The following is a 20,418-nucleotide window of genomic DNA, read 5'->3' as shown; positions in this document are numbered from 1 at the left end:
GGCAGCCCTTGCCTTTGGCTAACGGGCTGGTGCCACCTCGCCCGTATTGGACTTTCACCAACAAGTCAGCGCCCATGCTGGGCGCACCGCGAAAGACCCGCTGCATCGCCTGCAGCGGGTCTCGTGTCGTCGCACGGCCGCACTTCAGCGCGCCGCCGCGCAGATCTCGGCGAAGGAAGCGGGGTCGAGGCTCGCGCCGCCCACCAGCGCGCCGTCGATGTCGGGCTGCGCCATGTAGCTGCCGATGTTGCCGGGCTTCACAGAGCCGCCGTACTGGATCCGCACCCGCGCCGCGGCGTCGGCCCCGAAGGCCTCCGCCACCATGGCGCGGACTGCGGCGATGGTCCGCTGCGCCTCGCCCGGGTCGCAGTTCTTCCCCGTGCCGATCGCCCAGACGGGCTCGTAGGCGATGATCGCCCCGGCCACCTCCCCGGCCGTCAGCCCCTCCAGCCCGGCCAGCAGCTGCCGCCGGTTGACCGCGTCGGTCTTGCCGGCCTCGCGCTCCTCCAGCGTCTCACCGATGCAGAGGATGGGAATCAGGCCGTGGCGCACGGCGGTCCGCACCTTCGCACCGACCAGCTGGTCGGTCTCGCCGTAAATGTGGCGCCGCTCCGAGTGGCCCAGGATCACGTACCGGCAGCCCGCCTCGACCAGCATCTCGCCCGCCACCTCGCCGGTGTAGGCGCCGGGGTCCTTCTCGCTCATGTTCTGCGCCCCGAGCCCCACCCGGGAGCCCCTCAGACCCTCGGCCACGGCGGCCAGGGCGGTGAACGGCGGGCAGATGATCAGCTCGACACCTTCGAGGCCGGCCACGCGGGGCAGGAAGTCAGCGAGGAACTGCCGGGCCGCCGCCTGGGTCTTGTTCATCTTCCAGTTTGCCGCAATCACGGGTGTGCGCATCACTTGGCTCCTCCTCTGCTGAAAATCAGCCCCGGCTACCGGCCCCAGTCGGCGATCAGCCAGGGTTTGCCCGGTCCCTCCCGCACCAGCAGGAAGTACGCCCACTGCGGCCCTTCCACGAGGCTGGGGTCGCGGCGCTCCTCGGGCGGGACCAGCTCCAGTTCGTACTCCACGCGGAGCGCCAGCTGCTCGCCGTACCCGGGAACCCGGGCCACGGGCGCGTCCGGAGCGGGCGACACGCCGGTCACGCGCGCCGCCCGCACGGAGAGCCGCCGCCGGTCCATGGTGGTGGGCCCGCTGTAAAGGCGGGCCCGTTCCGGCGTCAGGGTGGCCAGGATCCACTCCAGGTCGTGGGCGACCACGGCGCTGAAGTACTCGTGAACCACTTCTGCCGGCTCGGCCTGGGTGCGCCGGCGCATCCACCTGGCCGCTGGTGAATCGTCCTGCCGCCGCCCGAAGAGCCGCCCGAGAAACCGCATCTACGCCTTGGTCGCCAGGCAGGCGACGCCGGGGAGCTCCCTGCCCTCCAGGAACTCCAGGGAGGCGCCGCCGCCCGTGGAGACGTGCGTCATCCGGTCGGCGAGGCCGGCGGCCTCCACTGCGGCCACGGAGTCGCCGCCGCCGACGATGGTCACGCCCTCGCAGTCAGCCATGGCCTGCGCCACCGCAAAAGTGCCGCGCGCGAAGGGCTCCATCTCGAACACGCCCATCGGGCCGTTCCACACGACGGTCCGGGCCCCGCGGATCGCCTCGGCGAACTGGCGGGCGCTCTCCGGGCCGATGTCCAGGGCCATCCAGCCCGCAGGGATGCTGTCGGCCGCGACGACCCGCTGCTCGGCGTCCGCCTTGAACTCGGCCGCCACGACGAGGTCGGAAGGCAGCAGGATCTTGTCGCCGCCCCGCTCGAGCAGCTGGCGGGCGGTCTCCACCCGGTCCTCCTCCACCAGCGACTTGCCGGTGTCGTAGCCCTTCGCCCGCAGGAAGGTGTTGGCCATACCGCCGCCGATGATGAGCCGGTCGACCTTGGTCAGCAGGTTCTCGATGACCATGATCTTGTCCGACACCTTGGCGCCGCCGATGATCGCGACGAAGGGCCGGTCGGGGGCCGACAGGGCCTTGCCCATGATGTCGACCTCCTTCTGCATCAGGAAGCCGGCCACCCGGACCGCCATGTGCTCGGCGACGCCGCGGGTGGAGGCGTGGGCCCGGTGGGCGGTGCCGAAGGCGTCGTTGACGTACACCTCGCCCAGACGGGCCAGCCTGGCGGCGAACTCGGGGTCGTTCTTCTCCTCCTCGGCGTAGAACCGCAGGTTCTCCAGCAGCACCACGGACCCCGGCTGCTGCCGGGCCACCAGCTGCTCCACCTCTTCGCCGACGCAGTCGGGGGCGAACACGACCTCCCGGCCCAGCAGCTCGGACAGCCTGCGGGCACAGGGGGCCAGGGAGTACGCCTCGTTCCGCTTGCCCTTGGGGCGCCCCAGGTGCGAGGCGAGCACCGCGATCGCCCCTTCTTCCACCAGGTACCGGATGGTCGGCACCGCCGCCCGGATGCGGGTGTCATCGGTGATGCGTCCGTCCTCGAGCGGCACGTTGAAGTCGACCCGTACGAACACGCGCTTGCCCTTCACATCGATGTCACGTACTGTCATCAGCGGCATGCGACTCGTCCACCTTTCATGTCGGGCGCCCCTGCGCGGGCGGCGCCAGGGTACTTTGTTAAAGGTCTCTACAAAAGATTTACCACGTGGGCGGGAAAATCCCTGCTCCACTGGCTAGTATTCGTGCCCCCTGGAGGGGGAGATGAGGCATCGGTCTCGCACATAGGTTTTGTTTGCAGCCCAAATAGAATCCTTTTATGGTATGGTAGTAGTGAGTCTGTGCGCGAAAAGCAAGCCGGGGGGCAAGTGAGACCATGGATGTGCAGGGCCTGGAGGCCTTCTGGTGGATTGCGAAGACCGGCAGCTTCAACCGGGCGGCGGAGCGGCTCTTCCTTACCCAGCCTTCCGTGACCGCCCGCATACAGGCCCTCGAAAAGGAACTGGGACAGCAACTGTTCGAGCGCCGCCCGCGCGGCGTGCGCCTGACCGACGCCGGCCGGGCCCTGCTGCCCCACGCGGAGCGCGTGCTGCAGGACATCAAGCGGGCCCGCCAGGCGGTGCTCGGCCTGCAGAACGCCACCGGCGGCACGCTCTCGGTCGGGTCCGCCCTCACCACCTCGGCCTACCTGCTTCCCGAGATCCTCACCCGTTTCAAGGCGCTGCACCCGGCGGTGGAGGTGCTGGTGCACACCGGGCGCTCGCACCAGGTGCAGCAGCTCGTGCTGGACGACACCGTGCAGGTGGGGCTGGTTCACGCGCCGTTGCCCAGCCACGCCGAGATCGTCACCTACCCGCTTTCGGAGGAGCCGATCCTGCTGGTGGTGCCGCCCGGCCACCCGGTGGCCAGCCGGCCGGAGGTGTCGCTGGACGAACTGACGCAGGAGTCGTTCATCACCACCGACCGGGCCTCGGGCTACTGGGCGCTGGTGGAGCAGTGGTGGGCCAGCCAGGGCTTCGTCCCTCATATTACAATGGAGCTTGACTCCATTGAAGCGGCCAAGCGGATGGTGCTCTGCGGGCTCGGCCTGACGCTGCTGCCCCACTCCACGGTGAAGGCCGAGATCGCCCTGGGGCAGGTGGTGGCCGTGCCCCTGGCCAACAGTGCCAACCTGCGGCGGCAGAACATCCTGATTCACCGCCGGGGCAAGATCTGGAGCGGCACGGCCCGCGCCTTCCTCAGAACGGTGGGCGAGATGTTCAACGTGGACCTGGGGATCGGCAACGCTGTGTGAGGTGATGTGATGCGGCACTTTCCGTCAGAACGAGCCCCATGGCTCACCCTGCTCATCTGGGGCCTTCTGCCCGGCGGCTGCCTGGCCATGCTGATCGTGCAGCTCCAGGCGCCGATCCCGTGGTGGACGTGGTTCCTCACCGCCGAGCTGCCAATGGTCATGGTCACCGCCCTTGCGGTTTGGATCTGGCTGACCACGGGCTACACGGTGACCGAGACCGAGCTGATTGTCCGGTCGGCCTTCCTGACGTGGCGCACACCGCTTTCCGCCATCACGCGGGTGCGGCCTACCCGGAACCCCCTCGCCTCCGCCGCGCTGTCGCTCAACCGGCTGGAGATCCGCACCAGGAAGGGCGCCGGTCCCCTCATCTCCCCGCAGCGCCGGGACGAGTTTCTGCAGCTCCTGCGGGAGCGCTGTCCGCACGCCCGGATTGAAGGCTGAGTCCTGACCTCAAAAGAATGGGCTGCACTTCCACGCGGAAGCGCAGCCCTGCCTTGTTTCTACACGTACCGCCGGCGCCTCGCCGAGTTGGGCACGCCCATCTCCTCGCGGTACTTGGCCACCGTCCGGCGGGAGATCCGCAGCCCCCTGGCGCTCAGCGCGTCCGTCAGCGCCTGGTCGGAGAGCGGCTCGGCGGGGTCCTCCTGCCGGATCAGGTCGGCGATAAGCCGCTTCACGGCCTCGGCGGCCACCGCATCGCCACGCCCCGTCTCAACGCCGCTGGAGAAGAAGTACTTCAGCTCGAATGTGCCCTGCGGCGTCTGGGCCCACTTGCGGCTGGTCGCCCGGCTGACGGTCGACTCGTGCACCCCCACCTCCTCGGCCACCTCGCGCAGGGTGAGGGGGCGCAGGTAGCGCGGGCCCCGGTCGAAGAAGGGGCGCTGGAACCGGACGATGGCCTCGGTCACCCGCAGCAGCGTCATCCGGCGCTGCTCGATGGACCGGATCAGCCAGAGCGCCGACTGCACCCGCTCCTCCAGGTAGCGGCGGGTTGCACCGTCGGCCTCGTCCAGCAGCCGCCGGTAGTGCTGCGAGACCCGCAGCCGGGGCAGGGGCGCCTCGTTGACCAGTACGACGTACTCCCCCCCGACCCGCTCCACCACCACGTCCGGCACGATGTACCGCGCCTCGTCTGCACGGCCGAAGTGGCGCCCGGGCTTGGGGTCGAGGGTGCGGACCGCGTCGGCCGCGGCCTGCACCTCGGCGCAGCTCACGCCGAGCCGCTCGGCGATCCGCGGGATGCGCCCGGCCGCCAGGTCGTCCAGGTGGTCGGTGATCAGCCGCGGCACCAGCGGGTTCGTGCCTCCCCGCGCCGCCCACTGGATCAGCAGGCACTCCGCCAGCGAGCGGGCTCCCACTCCCGGGGGATCCAGCGACTGGATGATCTCCAGGGCCGCCTCCACCTGCTGGGCGGATACCCGGAGTTGCGCCGCGATCTCCGCGACCGGCGTCCTCAGGTAGCCGTGCTCGTCGAGGCATCCCACCAGGAACCGCGCGATGCGCCGCTGGCCGGCATCCAGCCGCATGAGGCCCAACTGGCCGTCCAGGTGCTCCGCCAGCGTGGGCAGCCCGGGGGTGACCGCCTCGAAGGTGCGCTCCTCCTCCCGCTCCGGGGCGGCGGCGCCCCCGTCTTCCCCCTGCCGCAGGTAGTCCAGCAGCTGCCCCGTCTCACCGGGGCGAACGGCGCCCTCGGCCGCCTCCCTGGGCTCGGCCTCCAGGCAGGGGTTGTCGAGCAGTTCGCCGGCGATGACCTCGCTCAGCTCCGCAATCGGCTGCTGCAGCACGGCGATGGCCTGGCGCAGCTCCGGGGTCATGACCAGCCGCTGCGTCTGCTGCATACGAAGGTTGAAGCCGAGGCGCATCGCCGACACCTCCAGCAAAGTGCTCTGGTGCAGGCTATTCGCCCCGGCTGCCCCGCTTTCCTCGCGGTCGCTGTTGCAAAATCTGTGCCAGTGAACGGAAGGTTTTCCGTTGCCTCTCAGTGGTCGAAGTACATCTCGAACTCCACCGGCTGCGGCCGCGTCTCCAGCGCGTGGATCTCGTCTTCCTTCATGGCGATGAAGGTCTCGATCAGGTCCTTCGTGAACACCCCGCCCTCCAGCAGGAACTCGTGATCCTCCTTCAGGGCGTTCACCGCCTCCCGCAGCGAGGCCGGCGCCGTCTTCATCGTCGCCAGCACGTCGGCCGGCAGGTGGTGGATGTCGACGTCCACGGGCCCGAAGCCCGCCTCGGTGGGGTCGATGCGGCGGCGGATGCCGTCGAGGCCGGCCATCAGCTGGGCGGCAAAGGCCAGGTACGGGTTGGCCATCGGGTCCGGCGTGCGGAACTCGATGCGCGTGGTCTTGGGCGTGGCGAAGTTGGACGGGATGCGGATCGCGGCAGACCGGTTGGCCTTGGAGAAGACCAGGTTCACTGGCGCCTCGTAGCCGGGCACGAGCCGCTTGTACGAGTTGGTGGTCGGGTTGGTGATGGCCAGGAGGGCCGGGGCGTGGTACAGCAGGCCGCCGATGTACCACAGGGCCAGCCTGCTCAGGTTGGCGTAGCCGTTGGGGTCGTAGAACAGGTTCACGCCGTCCTTGGCCAGGGACTGATTGGTGTGCATGCCCGAGCCGGAGTTCCGGTAGAGCGGCTTGGGCATGAAGGTCACGGTCTTGCCGTACGACCGGGCGACGTTCTTCACCACGTATTTGTAGAGGGCAGCCTTGTCGGCGGCGTCCACCAGGGTGGAGAAGCGGAAGTTGATCTCGTTCTGCCCGGCCGAGGCCACCTCGTGGTGGTGCCGCTCGACGACGAAGCCCATCGCCTGAAGCTGCTGCGTCATGGCCGTGCGGATGTTGGTCTGGTCGTCGATGGGCAGCGCCCGGAAGTACCCCTGCTGGTATTTCACCTTGTACCCGTTGTTGGGCAGGTCGCCCCGGCCCAGGTTCCAGTGCGCCTCGCCGGACTCGATGTAGTAGAACGAGGCGTCGGGGCCGGTCTGGAACCGGACGCTGTCGAAGATGAAGAACTCCAGCTCGGGACCCCAGTAGGAGACGTCCGCGATGCCGGTCTCCCGCAGGTAGCGCTCGGCCCGGCGGGCGACGCCCCGCGGGTCGCGGCTGTACTCCTTCAGCCCCGGCTCCTTCACGTCGACGAAGAGTGAGAGGGTCGGCCCCTCCACAAAGGGGTCGTAGACGGCCGTGTTCAGATCGGGCAGCAGCACCATGTCGGACTCCGCGATCCCGCGGAAGCCGCGGATCGACGAACCGTCGAAGGCGAAGCCGCCGGTCAGCTGCTCGGCGTCGATGACTGCGGCCGGAATGGTGAGGTGGTGCAGCATTCCGGGCACATCGACGAACTTCACATCAATCATCTGGATCCCCTGCTCGGCGATCATCCCGAGAACTCGCTCGACCTGCGACATGCGCCTTTCTCCTTTTCCAGTCTGAGTTGGGTCACCTGCATTCGGGGCCTGCGATCAGGGGGACGGCTTCCGGTCGATCAGCCGCTGAAGTTCGGCGCGGTTCGCTCCGGTGTACAGGGAGCGCACGGGCCCGGCCGACAGCGTCGGCAGGCGCTCGGCAATCCGTTCGGCCGGCAGCACGGGCGCCTGCCCCTGCGCGGGCGCCGCCTTGCGCCTGGCCAGATAGGCCTTCACCTGCTCCATGTTCATGCCCGACGCGACCAGCCGCTTGATCTCTTTCAGGCGGATCAGGTCTGCCTCGGTGTACATGCGGTGCCGTCCCTTCGTGCGGGCGGGGGCGATCAGCCCGTGCTTCTCCCAGTACCGCACCTGGCGGGCGGTAAGCCCGGTGATGCGCTCCACCACGCCCATCGAGTAAACAGCGTCCGGAGGAACCCCTTTTTCCACTTCAGCACCCTCCCCGCCTGAGTCGTGTCAGTTTTTCTGACACGACCCTTACTCACGGCCATGATACGGGTCGGCGCCCAGACGCGTCAACAGCATGTCATTTTTTCTGACATGCTGTGTTGGAATGCATTTTATCCCAACCATGTCGGGGAATGGGTCAGGAACCGGCGCGTCTCCTCGCATTGCGGCCTCGTCAGCACCTGGGCGGCAGGCCCTTCCTCGACCAGCCGGCCGTCCTGGAAGTAGGCGACCCGGTCGGCGATCCGGCGGGCCTGGTCCATGGAGTGGGTGACGATGACGATCGCCATGGTGCGGCGGAGCTCGCGGATGAGCGCCTCGACGGCCTCGGTCGCGGCGGGGTCCAGGGCCGAGCAGGGCTCGTCCATCAGGAGCACCTCCGGCTCCATGGCCAGCGCCCGCGCCAGGCAGAGCCGCTGCTGCTGGCCGCCCGACAGCCCGGACGCGTGCTGGTGCAGCCGCCCTTTCACCTCGTCCCACAGCGCTGCCCGCCGCAGCGCCTCCTCGACGATGCGGTCCAGCTCCGCGCCCCGCACGCCGAACAGCGCCGGCCCGAAGGCGACGTTCCGGTAGATCGACATCGGGAAGGGGTTCGGCCGCTGGAAGAGCATCCCCACGCGGCAGCGCAGGATCTGCGGGTCCAGCCGGTCGACGGGCCGCCCGTCCAGCAGGATCCGCCCCTCCACCCGCACGCCGGGGTTCAGGTCGTGCATGCGGTTCAGACACCGCAGGAAGGTCGACTTGCCGCAGCCCGACGGGCCGATCAGCGCCGTGACCGACCGGTCGGGCACGGCCAGGGTCACCCCCCGCAGGGCCTCCCGTTCGCCGTAGAAGACGCGCAGGCCCCTGGTCTCCATCTTCGGCCGGGAACTGCTCATGAAGCGCGCCTCCTCCGCAGAACCAGGTCGGCCAGCGCGTTGAACAGCAACGTGCCCACGACCAGCGCCAGCGCCGTCGCGTGCGCCCGGCCGTCGGCTGACCCCTCGCCGGCCAGCAGGAACAGGTGCACCGCCAGCGGCCGGCTGCTGTCCAGGGGCGAGCGCGGCAGCGTCATGCCGACCCCCGCGGTCAGCAGCACGGCGGCGGTCTCACCCACCGCGCGGCCCAGCGCCAGCAGCGCACCGGTGGCGATGCCCGGCGCGGCCTGCGGCAGCACCACCCGCCGGATGGCATCCCACCGGGAGGCGCCCAGCGCCGCGGCCCCCTCCCGCAGGGCCTGCGGCACGGCGGCCAGGGCCTCCTCGCTGGTTCGGACCACCGTGGGCAGCAGCATCAGCGCGAGCGTGGCGCTGGCCGACAGCAGCGAAGGCCCCCAGCCGAGGCGCACCACGAACAGGGCAAAGCCGAACAGGCCGAAGAGGATCGAGGGCACGCCGGCCAGCGTCTCGGTGAGGCTCCGCACCGCCCGGACCAGGGGGCCGGGGCGGGCGTACTCCACCAGGTAGAGGGCGGTCCCGACGCCCAGCGGCAGGGCCAGGCCCAGCGCCCCGGCCGCGAGCCAGACCGTGGCGACTGCGGCCGGCAGGATGCTCGCTGCCCACCCCGGCGTCAGGCTGCCGGCGCCCTTCACCGTGAGAGACCCGACGAGGCCGATCATCACGCCGGAGACCAGCAGCGCCAGGGCGGAGAGCAGCGCCCTCATCGGGCGCCCCCCCCTCTCGCCGCCCTGTGGGCGAGGCGCATCACGGCCAGGTTGAGCGCGAGGAGCAGGGCCCCGCAGGCGAAGAGCGCCTGCCGGTGGCGCCCCGTGGCGTAGGCCATCTCCAGTGCGATCGCGCCCGTCAGCGTGCGGGCGGGATCCACCGGCGAGCGGGGGACCGCCGCCTGGTTCCCCATCACCATCAGCACCGCCGTCGTCTCCCCCAGCGCCCGGCCCAGGGCGAGGACGGCGGCCGCAGCGAGCCCGCTGCGGGCTGCCGGGAGCAGGAGCCGCCGGGCGACCTGCCCGGGGCTGGCCCCCAGCGCGTAGGCTCCCTCCCGGAGGGCGGGATCCACCGCCCGCAGGGCGTCCTCCGCCACGGTCGCGACGGTCGGCAGCACCATCGCCGTCAGCACGATCCAGGCGGCCAGCAGGCTCAGGCCGAGGCCGCCGAACCGGGAGCGGATCCAGGGAACCGCCAGGTCGAGCGCCACGAACCCGAAGACCACGCTGGGCACGGCCGCCATCGCCCGCAGCAGCTGCCTCATCAGGTCCGCCAGCCGGGGGGGCGCCACCTCGGCCAGGAAGAGGCCGATGCCGATGCCCAGGGGCACCGCGCCGGCCGACGCACCCAGCGAGCCCAGCAGCGATCCCACCAGCAGCGGCAGCGCGCCGAAGCGCCCCCCTGCGGGGTTCCACACCGTGCCGATCAGGTCCGGCAGTGCCGGCCACCCCCCCACGACCACCGCCAGGGCGATCAGGAAGATCCCCGAGGCGCAGATCGCGGCCACGCAGGCCAGCGCGGCGCGCGCGACGCGGTCCCGCACGTCCATCCCCCCGGTGCCGGGTCTTCTGCACGGATGGATATGCGGGACCGGGGCGCATGAGACAGGCTAGCGCGCGGGGAGCATCCCCTGCTCGGCCACCAACCGCTGCCCCGTCGGGCCGAGAACGAAGTCGAGGAAGGCCTGCGCCTCCCGATCCGGCGGGCCGAGCGTCACCAGCGTGAGAGGCCGGACCAGCGGGTAGCCGGGCTCCCCGGGCAGGCGCCCGTCGACCCGCAGGAGCTTGACCCCGCCAGCCCGGGCGACGGAGAGGCTCAGGTAGCCCACGGCAGACGGGGCCTGCCGCACCACCAGGCGGATGAAGCCGTTGGCGTTGAGCACCGCCGTGTCGTGCCGGGTGGGACCGACCAGCCTCTCGATGGCGTCGCGCGAGCCCGACCCCCACTCGCGGTTGACCAGGTGCACCGGCCCCGGGAGGCCGCCCACCTCTGCCCAGTCCGTGATCTGCCCCGCCATCAGGCGCCTGAGCTGTTCCCGAGTGAGCCCATCCACGGGGTTGGAGGGGTGTACGACGATGGCGAGCACGTCGTAGGCGATGACGTGAGCCTGGAATCCCTCCCTCTCCTCCTCCGGCGTCAGGTCGCGGGAGACCATCGCCACTTCCGCCACCTTGCTGCGCACCGCCACCAGTCCGGCCGTGGAGCCCCCGCCCTGAAGGGAGACGCGCGGCCCTCCGGCGGCCTCGTACGCCCTGGCCAGCACCTCGACCAGTGGCAGGAGGGACGTGGAGCCCGCCACGACCAGGCCGGCGCTGCGGGTGCAGGCGGCGAGCAGCGCGGCGAGGAGCACGAGGGTGAGCGAAGGGCGGGCTCCCCGCCAGGTACGGATCGCGCGCGATGGCAGGTGGACGCTCATGGAGACGCCTCCGGGAACAACCAGGTTACACCTAGCCTGTCCCGGAGGCGCCTGCCGTTTGCGCTACACCGCCACGAACCGCCGCATCCGCTCCAGCGCCTCCTGCAGCCGCTCTTCGGGGACGCAGAGGGAGATGCGGATGTACCCCTCGCCGTGCTCGCCGTAGGCGCTGCCGGGGGTCACCACCACGCCGGCCTGCTCCAGCAGCAGGGTGGCGAAGGAGGCGCTGGTGTGGCCCGCGGGCACGGGAACCCAGAGGTAGAACGAACCCTTCATCGGGCTGGCGTCGAGGCCGATGGCCCGCAGCCCCGCCACGGCCATGTCCCGCCGGCGCCGGTAGGTCTCGTTCATCTCGGCGATGAAGGCCTCGGCCTCCGGGCTGGTGAGGGCGGCGATGGCCGCCTCCTGCACTGCGGTGAACTGGCCCGAGTCGGTGTTGGTCTTGATGACCCCCAGCGCCGAGATGGCCGCGGCGTTGCCCACGACGAAGCCGATGCGCCAGCCGGTCATGTTGAAGGGCTTGGAGAGCGACCAGAACTCCACCGCCACCTCCCGGGCCCCCTCGGCCGCGAAGATGGAAGGGGCGACGTAGCCGTCGTAAGTCATCTCGGAGTAGGCGTTGTCCGACACGATGAGGATGTCGTACTTCCGGGCAAAGTTGACCGCCTTCTGGTAGAAGTCCGCGGTGGCCACGGCACCCGTGGGGTTGTTGGGGTAGTTGAGGAACAGCAGCTTCGCCTTGCGGGCCACCTCTTCCGGCACGGCGTCCAGGTCCGGCAGGAAGCCGTTCTCAGCCCGCAGCGGGAGCAGGTGGGGCGTGCCGCCGGCGAGCCGGGTGTGGGTCCGGTAGACCGGGTAGCCGGGATCCGGCACCAGCACGACGTCACCCGGGTCCACATAGGCCCAGATGATGTGGGCCAGCCCCTCCTTCGAGCCGATGAGGGCCAGGGCCTCGGTGGCGGGGTCGAAGCGCGGCCCGAAACGGCGCGCGTAGAACTGGCAGGCCGCCTGGCGGAAGGCCAGGGAGCCCTCGTAATCGGGGTACTGGTGGTTGGCGGGGTTTTCAATCGCCCTGTGCATCGCGTCGATTACGAACCGCGGTGTGGGCTGGTCGGGATCGCCGATGCCCAGGGAGATTACGTCAACGCCCCGGGCGATGACCTCCCGCTTCTTTCTGTCGATCTCGGCGAAGAGGTAGGGCGGAACCGAGGCAAGTCGCGTGGCTGGCTGCGGCATACATCTGCTCTCCCTTCACGTCGGGTCTAGTAGTCCTTCAGGAACTGGCCGTCGCACACGAAGGTGGCGGGGCCGGTCATGAAGACGTGCCCGCCGGCCTCGTCCCACTCGATCTCGAGGTCCCCGCCCGGCAGGTGCACCAGCGCCCGCCGCCCGGTGCGCCCGCGGAGGTGGCTGGCCACCAGCGCGGCCGAGGCGCCGGTGCCGCAGGCCAGGGTGATGCCGGACCCCCGCTCCCAGGTGCGCATCTTCAGCTCGGCCTCGCCCAGCACCTGGACGAAGTTGACGTTGGTACGGCGGGGGAAGGCGGGGTGCACCTCGATCTGCGGGCCGACGGCCGCCAAGTCCACCGCGTCCACGTCGTCGACGAAGATCACGGCGTGCGGCACCCCCGTGTTGACGCAGGCGGCCCGGAACCTCCGGCCCGCCGCTATGATCTCCTCGTCCAGCGCCGTCCGGTCCGCGGGGCCGGTCACGGGGATCTCCCTCCGCCGGAGGCGCGGGACGCCCATGTCGACCCTGACGCCGGTCACCCGGCCGGCCGCGTCCCGCTGCACCTCCGCGATGACCGTGCCGGACAGCGTCTGCACCCGCATGACCGGGTTGCGGGTGAGCCCCCGGTCGTAGCAGTAGCGGGCAAAGCAGCGCATGCCGTTGCCGCACATCTCCCCCTCGCTGCCGTCCGCGTTGAACATGCGGAAGCGGAAGTCGTGCCCCGGTTCGGTCGGCGGCAGGATGACGATCAGGCCGTCCGCGCCCACGCCGAAGTGGCGGTCGCTGATGGCGGCGGCCAGGGCGGGCAGCCGCTCCTCCGGCACCTGCTCGGCGAAGTTGTTCACGTAGATGTAGTCGTTCCCCGCACCCTCCATCTTGGTGAAGCGGACCACAGGAGCCCCCCTCTGCAAGCCTGAGTGCCACCCATTATCGCATCCCGCCCCGGGAAACGCCAGGGCCGTGTCAATATACCTTACACTTATTGGAATTCCATCTCAACCTAATCCCAATTTCGAATCGGACATTTCCACTTCTCCACGATTGACAGTAAATGGAGGCGGCCCCTATACTGCTAAGCACCACATTTCACATGGCGCCGGAAGGCGGAAGGGGTGAGCGCGCGATGCGATCGGTGCTGAGCGAACGAGCGATTCGGCGGACCCTGGCGGAGCATGAGCACGACGCCTGTGCGCTCATTGCGGCGGTGCGCAAGGACGGGAGGGCGGCCCGCGCCACGGTATCGGACGTGGTGGCGGCACTGGCCCGCATGGTTCACCGCTCCGGCGACGTGGACGGAGAGGGCGACGGCTGCGGGGTGCAGATCGACATCCCGCGCCGGCTCTGGGGCGGCATCCTGAGCCAGGCCGGCCGGGACCCGCTGCTCGCCGAGGCGCCCAACTTCGTCGTGGCCCACATCTTCATTCCCCGCAGCGAGGCGTACTGGTCGGCCGCCCTGAAGGAGCAGGTCTGCAGCCGCCTCGAAGCAGAGGGCTTCCAGGTCCTGGCGAGCCGCAGCGGCGCCGTCAACAGCGGCGCCCTCGGCGCGCAGGCGCGCGCAGGCGAGCCGGAGTTCTGGCAGGTGGCCGCTCTCGCCCCGGTGGTCGAGCCGAGGGCCATCGGCCGGGCCTGCTTCGACCTCACCACCGCCCTGGAAGCCGAGACCGACCTGCACGTCTGCTCCTTCTCCGCAGACACCGTCGTGTACAAGGTGCGGGGCGACGCCGGCGTGCTGCAGGCGTACTACCCCGACCTGCAGGACCCGCGCTGCGAGAGCCGGGCCGCCCTGGGGCACAACCGGTACTCGACGAACACCGCCACGGTGTTCGAACGGGTGCAGCCCTTCTCCGCCCTGGGCCACAACGGCGAGATCAATACCATACGGGCCCTGCGGGAACAGGCGCCGCAGGTGGGCATTCCGCTCACCCGGGGCGGGTCGGACTCGCAGGACCTGAACCGCACGCTGGAGGGCCTGATCCACCGCCACGGGATCACCCTCCTCGAGGCCATGGAGATGCTCTTCCCGCCGATCATCGGGGAGATCAAGACGATGCCGGAGGAGCTGCAGGACCTGTATATGTACTACCGGCAGGCCTGGGGCCCGTTTGCCCAGGGGCCCGCCGCGGTGGCCGCCCGCAGCGGCGACTGCCTCGTGGCGGCGGTGGACGCTATGGGACTGCGACCCTTCTGGCAGCTGGAGACCGAGGAGACGCTCTTCTTCTCTTCTGAGCCCGGCATCGTCAGCACCTCGGACCTCGTGACCGACCCCCGCCCCCTCGCGCCCGGCGAGAAGGTGGGCGTGCTCCTGCGGTCGGACGGGGCTCCCGAGGTGCTCAACTACACGCGGCTCCAGTACCGCGTGCTGCAGCTCTCCCGGCAGCGCTTCCCCGAGCCGGTGAACTACCGGCGCTTCATCGCCGTGGGCGGGCCGGAGGGCCCGGAACCACCGGCCTCGCCGGAGCCGCCCACCGCCACCGCCACCGTGCCGCAGGACCGCCTGCTGGCGGCCTTGGGGTGGAGCGCGGACGACCGGGAGCTGGTCCGGTCCATGGCCGCCACCGGCGCGGAGCCCATCGGCTCGCTCGGCTACGACGGCCCGCTGGCCTGCCTGGCCGACCACCGCCAGAACTTGGCCGACTACTTCCAGGAGTCCGTGGCCGTGGTGACCAATCCGGCCGTGGACCGGGAGCGGGAGATTGAGCACTTCTCGACCCGCACCGTGCTCGGCTCCCGGCCCCCCATCCACGTGCGGGGTGAGGACGACCACCTGAGCCTGGCCGCGGTGCGGGTCGAACTCGGCATCCCCGTCCTCCTGGGCGGCGAGCGGGGAGACGGGCTCGTCCCCCTGGAGACCTGCCGGAGCCTGGCCCGGGCGGCCGGCACCTACCGGCTCGCTGACCTGCTGGCGGAGTTTGCCCAGGCCGCCCCCGGGGCGGTGCGGCGCATCCCGACGTGCTTCTCCCGCACCGAGTCGCTGGTCCACGCCCTGGACCGGCTCGGCGCGGAGGCGGTCGCCGCCGTGCGGGAGGGGGCACAGGTGCTGCTGCTCGACGACGGCGACGCCTTCGGCGGGGAGCGCCTCTGGCTGGATCCGCACCTGGCGCTCGCGGCGGTCGACCAGGCGCTGCGCGGGGCCTCGGCCTCGGACGTCTCAGAGGCAGCGCCGAGTCTCCGGCGGCGGTGCGCGCTGCTCCTCCGCTCCGGCGCCCTGCGTTCGCTGCACGACGTCGCCCTGGCGCTGGGCCTGGGCGCCGATGCGGTCAACCCCTACCTGATGCTGGAAGTGGCGGCTTCGGCCGCTCCGGAACCGGAGCAGGGCCTCTCCAACCTGCTCGCCGCCTTGCGCACGGGGCTCGAGAAGGTCATCTCCACGCTGGGCATCCACGAGCTGCGGGGGTATGCCCGCTGCTTCAGCCACATCGGCCTGAAGCCGGAGGTCGCCGCCTACTTCGGTACGGAGGGCTTCATGGGCTCGCAGGACGGGGGGCTTTCGCTGGCCCGGCTCAAGGCCGATGCCTGCGAGCGCTACCAGGTCGTGCACGGCGGGGGCAGGGCGAGTCTGGCCCGCCCGGCGCGCTTCTGGCCCAAGCTGTGGAAGGCCGCCGGAGAGGCGGCCGGCGACCGCACGAAGTACGCGGACTACCTGGCGCGGCTCCAGCAGCAGGAGCGCGAGAGCCCGGTCTGCCTGCGCCACCTGCTGGACTTCCGGCCGAACCGGGGCCGGCGCCCCCTCTCCGCGGAGATCGATACGTCGATCGAGGGGTACAGGTACCCGATCACGATCTCGGCCATGTCCTTCGGCTCCCAGGGGGAGACGGCGTTCCGGGCCTACGCCGAGGCGGCGAAGCGACTGGACATCGTCTGCATGAACGGCGAGGGCGGCGAGATACCCGACATGGTTGGGCGCTACTGGAAGTGGCGGGGCCAGCAGGTGGCCTCGGGCCGCTTCGGCGTGCACGCCGAGATGCTGAGCGGAAGCCGGTTCATCGAGATCAAGATCGGCCAGGGCGCCAAGCCGGGCGAGGGCGGGCACCTGCCAGGCTCCAAGGTCTCCGAGAAGGTGGCCCGGGCCCGGAACGCCACCCCCGGCGTCGACCTCATCTCCCCCTCCAACAACCACGACGTCTACTCCATCGAGGACCTGGCCCAACTGGTGGAGGAGCTGCGCACCGTCAACCCGCTGGCGAAGATCGTCGTTAAGGTACCCGTGGTGCCCGGCATCGGGACCATCGCGGTCGGCGTGGCCAAGGCCGGGGCAGACGTGGTGGCCCTCTGCGGCTGCGACGGCGGCACCGGCGCCGCCCGCCGGCACGCCCTGCGCCACGCCGGCCTGCCTGTCGAGATCGGCGTGCGCGAGGCCCACCTGGCCCTGGTGACCGCCGGCATCCGCAACCGGGTGGAGGTCTGGGGCGACTCGGGCATGCGCTCGGGCACCGACGTCGTCAAGCTGATGCTGCTCGGGGCCAACCGGGTGGGCTTCGCGACCCTCGCGATGGTGGCCGTCGGCTGCACCATCTGCCGCGGCTGCCAGCTGGACACCTGCCACGTGGGCATCGCCACGCAGATTGCGAGCTGCGAGGAGGCGCGTGCGAGGGGGCTGAAGTCCTTCGTGCCACGGGTCTACGACGAGGCGGTCGACCGCCTGGTCACCCTGTTCACCTGCGTAGGCGAGGAGGTGCGCCAGCTCACGGCGCAGCTCGGGTTCCGCCGCACGCAGGACCTCGTCGGCCGGGCCGAGCTGCTGCAGCAGGTGCGGGGCCTGGGCCGGGTCGACCTGGCCGAGCTGGTCGCCCCCGTGGTCTGGGAGACGCCGGCGGCAGCGGCGGCCGCGCGGACCCCGGTCCGCCGCTGCGCCCAGAACGAGCTCACCCGGGAGATCGCGGCCGTCGCCGCGGGCCGGGCCCGGGCGGGGGAGGCCGCCGTCTGGCAACGGCTGGAGGGGGTCACGGCGCAGGACCGGATCATCGGCACCTCCCTGGCCGGCGACGTGGCTCGGGCCCGCGTGCGGCCCGCCCTGGAGGGCGGCGGGCTGCCCGACCTGCCCGCGGACTTCGAGGCCGTGATCGACGTCGCCCCGGGCTCCGTGGCCGGCAACGGCCTGGCCGCGTTCTCCACCCGGGGGGTCTCCATCCGGGTGCAGGGCGGCGCGCAGGACGGCGTCGGCAAGGGGCTCCTCGGCGGACAGGTGGTGATCCTGAAGCACAGAAACCGGTTCGGCAGCCTCGTGGGCGGGGCGGTGGGCAAGTCCTTCGCCTACGGCGCCCAGCGGGGCCTCTTCGTCGTGCAGGGGGACGCCGACGCTCGCTGCGGCATCCGCCTCTCGGGCGCCGACCTGATCCTCGGCGGCCGCCTGCGCGGGCCGCTGCAGGACGACCTGGGCTCCATTGGCACCCGCTCAAACCTGAAGGGATTCGCCTTCGAGTATATGACCCGGGGGCGGGCCGTCGTGCTCGGCGACCCGGGTCCGTGGATCTGCTCCGGCATGACCGGCGGCGTGGTCTACGTGCGGCTGCAGCCGGCGCTGGGGCTGGACGAGGCCGCGATCCGTCGGCGGCTCGCCAAGGGCGCCCGGGTGCGGCTCCTCCCGATCGGCGACCGGGAGGAGCGGGACCTGACCGAACTGCTGGGGGTCTACCACCGCATCCTCCTGGACGCGGACCAGGCCGGCGAGGCGGCGGAGGTGATGGGGCTGATGCTGGACTGCCGGCGTCAGTTCCTGGCAATCGTACCTGCAGCGCAGCAGGCCGGGGCCGACCTGAGCACCGAGTAGCGCCGCGCTTTCCTCAGGATTCCAGCCCGTGTCAGGATGTTTAACAAACTGACAAAATATTGACCTAGTACCAGATCGGTGCTAGCATCTTCGCCGAGGCCGATTGTGAAGGATGTAAGAAATCCTTACATTCGGCAAACGCGAAGGAGGGCTGGAGCGATGAACCTGGATGGTTTGATCATGGCGATCAACGCAGCGTGGACCATGGTGGCGGCCTCTCTGGTGTTTTTCATGCAGGCGGGTTTCGCGATGGTGGAGGCCGGGTTCACTCGCTCCAAGAACGCGGGGAACATCGTGCTGAAGAACCTGATGGACTTCGTGGTGGCCTCCCTGGGGTTCTGGGCGGTGGGCTTCGGCCTGATGTTCGGGGCCGACGCCGGCGGGCTGATCGGGCTCGGCGGCCTGGGTGCACCGGAGTCCAGCTTCGCCCACCTGGGGCTGGGCATTCCGTTCCTGGTCTTCCTCTGGTTCCAGACCACCTTCGCGGGCACCACGGCTACCATCGTCTCCGGGGCGATGGCCGAGCGCACCAAGTTCTCGGCATACCTGCTCTTCAGCACGGCCATCACGCTGCTGGTCTATCCGGTGGCGGGCCACTGGATCTGGGGCGGCGGCTGGCTCGCCCGGCTCGGCTTCCTCGACTTCGCCGGCTCCACCGTGGTGCACTCCGTGGGTGCGTGGGCCTCGCTGGCCGGCCTCCTGCTCCTGGGTCCCCGGATCGGCCGGTTCGACAGGCAGGGGCGGCCCCGCAAGATCACCGGTCATAACCTCGTGCTGGCCGCCCTCGGCGTCTTCATTCTCTGGTTCGGCTGGTTCGGCTTCAACCCGGGCAGCACCCTGGCCGCCACCGACCTGAACATCGGGCGCATCGCCGTCACCACCAACCTCGGCGCAGCCGCCGGCGCCCTGGCCGCCGTGCTCAGCGCCTATATCCGCACCCGCACCTGGGAAGTGGAGGCCGCCCTGAACGGCGCCCTCGCCGGGCTGGTGGGCATCACCGCCGGCACCGCGTTCGTCTCCCCGGCCTCTGCCGTCCTCATCGGCACCGTCGCCGGACTGCTGCTGGCCCCCGGAACGGCGCTGCTGGAGCGGTTCAGAATCGACGACGCCGTGGGCGCCATACCGGTGCACGGGTTCGCCGGCCTCTGGGGCACCCTGGCGGTGGGCCTCTTCCACGAGACGGAAGGGCTGCTGATGGGCGGCGGTGCGCAGCTGCTCGGCGTGCAGGCGCTGGGTTCCGTGGCGGTCTTCGCCTTCAGCTTCACCGCGTGCCTGATCATCTTCGCCGTCATCCGGGCGACCGTGGGGCTCCGGGTCTCCCGGGAGGATGAGCTCACCGGCCTCGACGCCAAGCACGGCGTGCAGGCCTACCCCGAGTTCCAGCCCCTGCAGGCGCACCCCGCCCTGGGCGATGACTGATGCGTTAATCGCCGGTCGGCCGGTTCACTCCTGAAACCGCAGGAGTGAACCGGCCAACCTTTCTTTGCGGGTTCTTCCCGTTCCGACAGCACCGGCCGCGTCCCAAGGGGACTCTCCGCGGGAAAATGTCCGCCATACTTTACATCCCGGCCGAATCCCCGTACAATTGGGGCGAAGGGTGATGATGTTGTGGCTAGGTATGAACTGCGGAACCACCTGCGCGCGGTCCGAACCGAACAGCATGTGACACAGCAGGAGCTGGCGGACAGGGCCGGCGTCACCCGGCAGACCATCAGCGCCATCGAGAACTGCCAGTACGTCCCCTCGACGCTCCTGGCCTTCGTGCTGGCCCGCTGCCTGGGAAAGACCGTTACGGAGCTGTTCTACCTGGAGGAGGTGTCCGCTGGTGAGAAGGGCTGAGATCGAAGTCGATGAGCGGACGGTCGCCGTCGATAACGCCGCTGGGAACCTCAGCTATCGGCTCATGAGCTGGCTCCTGGTGGCCGACCTGGCCGTTCACGGGCTCAGGCCGGACCTGGTCTCGTTGAGTGGGTTTCCGCTGGACATCCCCGTCATCCTGGGGGCGGGCTGGGTGACCTGGACATGGTACCGCGTGCGGGATGACACGCTTTCCCGCCGGCGGTTCCTCCTCATGCTGGGCGCCTTCGGGCTGGCGGCGGTGGTGGCGGTCGCATCTGCACTGTTGCGCCGGTGATTGCCGGAGAGGTGGCCCGATCCTGAGCTAGTTGTGCATGAAGTTCATGGGCGTGCAAGCGGTTCGGCGCCAACCGGGCGCTGGCGGGCATTCTCTATCGGTATGAAGGCCGTAGCTCGTCTAATACGATCCTGAAGATGGTCACCTACGGGCGCCTCCTTTGCGATGTACTGGTCCTACGTCGCATGGAACCCAGGGGTGACCACTTATGTCAAGCGACCCCCGCACCGGCTAGATGGTCACCACCGATGACCATCTAGGAGCCTGTCCGGGTAACCGCACGTGAGATAGGGGCAGACTCCCAATGATTGGATATCAACGATCGTGCCTACTTCTTCATGCGCTGTCTG

General features: G+C 70.2%; 18 protein-coding genes. 6 read left to right on the top strand and 12 right to left on the bottom strand.

Annotated features, from left to right (window positions below; all coding sequences use genetic code 11):
* Positions 1 to 144: 144 nt before the first annotated feature.
* The 3 genes from tpiA to J2Z79_RS17405 are packed head-to-tail and all read right to left on the bottom strand — an operon-like array spanning position 145 to position 2,558.
* Entirely contained in the window at positions 145 to 900 is a 756-nt protein-coding gene (gene tpiA, locus J2Z79_RS17415) for a triose-phosphate isomerase (protein ID WP_209468173.1), read from the bottom strand.
* Positions 901 to 935: 35 nt separating this feature from the next.
* Positions 936 to 1,379, bottom strand: a complete 444-nt coding sequence (locus J2Z79_RS17410; RefSeq protein ID WP_209468172.1) for a hypothetical protein — start codon at positions 1,377 to 1,379, stop codon at positions 936 to 938.
* Positions 1,380 to 2,558 (bottom strand): phosphoglycerate kinase, encoded by a 1,179-nt coding sequence (locus tag J2Z79_RS17405; RefSeq protein ID WP_209468171.1) that lies wholly within the window; start codon positions 2,556 to 2,558, stop codon positions 1,380 to 1,382. It abuts the gene before it with no gap.
* Between the two features lie 254 nt (positions 2,559 to 2,812).
* On the opposite strand from J2Z79_RS17405, the gene J2Z79_RS17400 reads away from it, so the two are divergent.
* A complete protein-coding gene (locus J2Z79_RS17400) occupies positions 2,813 to 3,730 on the top strand; it encodes a LysR family transcriptional regulator (RefSeq protein WP_209468170.1) in 918 nt (305 codons plus the stop codon).
* Positions 3,731 to 3,739: 9 nt separating this feature from the next.
* Positions 3,740 to 4,171 carry a PH domain-containing protein gene (locus J2Z79_RS17395; RefSeq protein ID WP_209468169.1) on the top strand — a complete coding sequence of 144 codons (432 nt, stop codon included), beginning with the start codon at positions 3,740 to 3,742 and terminating at the stop codon, positions 4,169 to 4,171.
* A 59-nt stretch (positions 4,172 to 4,230) separates the two neighbouring features.
* On the opposite strand, the gene rpoN is transcribed toward J2Z79_RS17395, so the two are convergent.
* From rpoN to dapF, 9 genes are all read right to left on the bottom strand, one after another.
* Positions 4,231 to 5,592, bottom strand: coding sequence for an RNA polymerase factor sigma-54 (rpoN, locus tag J2Z79_RS17390; RefSeq protein ID WP_209468168.1), 1,362 nt, complete (start codon positions 5,590 to 5,592; stop codon positions 4,231 to 4,233).
* Positions 5,593 to 5,708: 116 nt separating this feature from the next.
* The gene (gene glnA, locus J2Z79_RS17385) at positions 5,709 to 7,133 is read right to left on the bottom strand and encodes a type I glutamate--ammonia ligase (RefSeq protein WP_209468167.1); all 1,425 of its coding nucleotides are present in this window, start codon (positions 7,131 to 7,133) and stop codon (positions 5,709 to 5,711) included.
* A 54-nt stretch (positions 7,134 to 7,187) separates the two neighbouring features.
* Positions 7,188 to 7,580: a MerR family transcriptional regulator gene (locus tag J2Z79_RS17380; protein WP_209468166.1), complete on the bottom strand. Its 393-nt coding sequence runs from the start codon at positions 7,578 to 7,580 to the stop codon at positions 7,188 to 7,190.
* Positions 7,581 to 7,711: 131 nt separating this feature from the next.
* Positions 7,712 to 8,476, bottom strand: a complete 765-nt coding sequence (pstB, locus tag J2Z79_RS17375) for a phosphate ABC transporter ATP-binding protein PstB (RefSeq protein WP_209468165.1) — start codon at positions 8,474 to 8,476, stop codon at positions 7,712 to 7,714.
* Entirely contained in the window at positions 8,473 to 9,240 is a 768-nt protein-coding gene (pstA, locus tag J2Z79_RS17370; protein ID WP_209468164.1) for a phosphate ABC transporter permease PstA, read from the bottom strand. The genes pstB and pstA overlap by 4 nt, the downstream gene beginning before the upstream one ends.
* The gene (gene pstC / locus J2Z79_RS17365) at positions 9,237 to 10,070 is read right to left on the bottom strand and encodes a phosphate ABC transporter permease subunit PstC (protein ID WP_209468163.1); all 834 of its coding nucleotides are present in this window, start codon (positions 10,068 to 10,070) and stop codon (positions 9,237 to 9,239) included. The genes pstA and pstC overlap by 4 nt, the downstream gene beginning before the upstream one ends.
* Before the next feature lie 60 nt (positions 10,071 to 10,130).
* Entirely contained in the window at positions 10,131 to 10,937 is an 807-nt protein-coding gene (locus J2Z79_RS17360; protein ID WP_209468162.1) for a phosphate ABC transporter substrate-binding protein, read from the bottom strand.
* Positions 10,938 to 11,000: 63 nt separating this feature from the next.
* On the bottom strand, positions 11,001 to 12,173 hold the full coding sequence (locus J2Z79_RS17355) for an LL-diaminopimelate aminotransferase (protein ID WP_209468161.1): 1,173 nt from the start codon (positions 12,171 to 12,173) through the stop codon (positions 11,001 to 11,003).
* 26 nt (positions 12,174 to 12,199) lie between these two features.
* Positions 12,200 to 13,060, bottom strand: a complete 861-nt coding sequence (dapF, locus tag J2Z79_RS17350; protein WP_483439828.1) for a diaminopimelate epimerase — start codon at positions 13,058 to 13,060, stop codon at positions 12,200 to 12,202.
* Positions 13,061 to 13,290: 230 nt separating this feature from the next.
* Between dapF and J2Z79_RS17345 the strand changes: the two genes are divergently transcribed.
* The 4 genes from J2Z79_RS17345 to J2Z79_RS17330 all read left to right on the top strand — a co-directional run bounded on the left by J2Z79_RS17345 (position 13,291) and on the right by J2Z79_RS17330 (position 20,068).
* A complete protein-coding gene (locus J2Z79_RS17345) occupies positions 13,291 to 17,934 on the top strand; it encodes a glutamate synthase-related protein (RefSeq protein ID WP_209468160.1) in 4,644 nt (1,547 codons plus the stop codon).
* 159 nt (positions 17,935 to 18,093) lie between these two features.
* A complete protein-coding gene (locus J2Z79_RS17340; RefSeq protein WP_209468159.1) occupies positions 18,094 to 19,353 on the top strand; it encodes an ammonium transporter in 1,260 nt (419 codons plus the stop codon).
* Positions 19,354 to 19,542: 189 nt separating this feature from the next.
* Positions 19,543 to 19,773, top strand: coding sequence for a helix-turn-helix transcriptional regulator (locus tag J2Z79_RS17335; protein WP_342589534.1), 231 nt, complete (start codon positions 19,543 to 19,545; stop codon positions 19,771 to 19,773).
* Entirely contained in the window at positions 19,760 to 20,068 is a 309-nt protein-coding gene (locus J2Z79_RS17330) for a hypothetical protein (protein WP_209468158.1), read from the top strand. Before J2Z79_RS17335 ends, J2Z79_RS17330 begins: the two co-directional genes overlap by 14 nt.
* The last annotated feature ends 350 nt before the right edge of the window (positions 20,069 to 20,418 follow it).

The organism is Symbiobacterium terraclitae, assembly GCF_017874315.1.
Taxonomy (GTDB): domain Bacteria; phylum Bacillota; class Sulfobacillia; order Symbiobacteriales; family Symbiobacteriaceae; genus Symbiobacterium; species Symbiobacterium terraclitae.
This window is presented reverse-complemented; position numbering and strand designations above follow the sequence as displayed.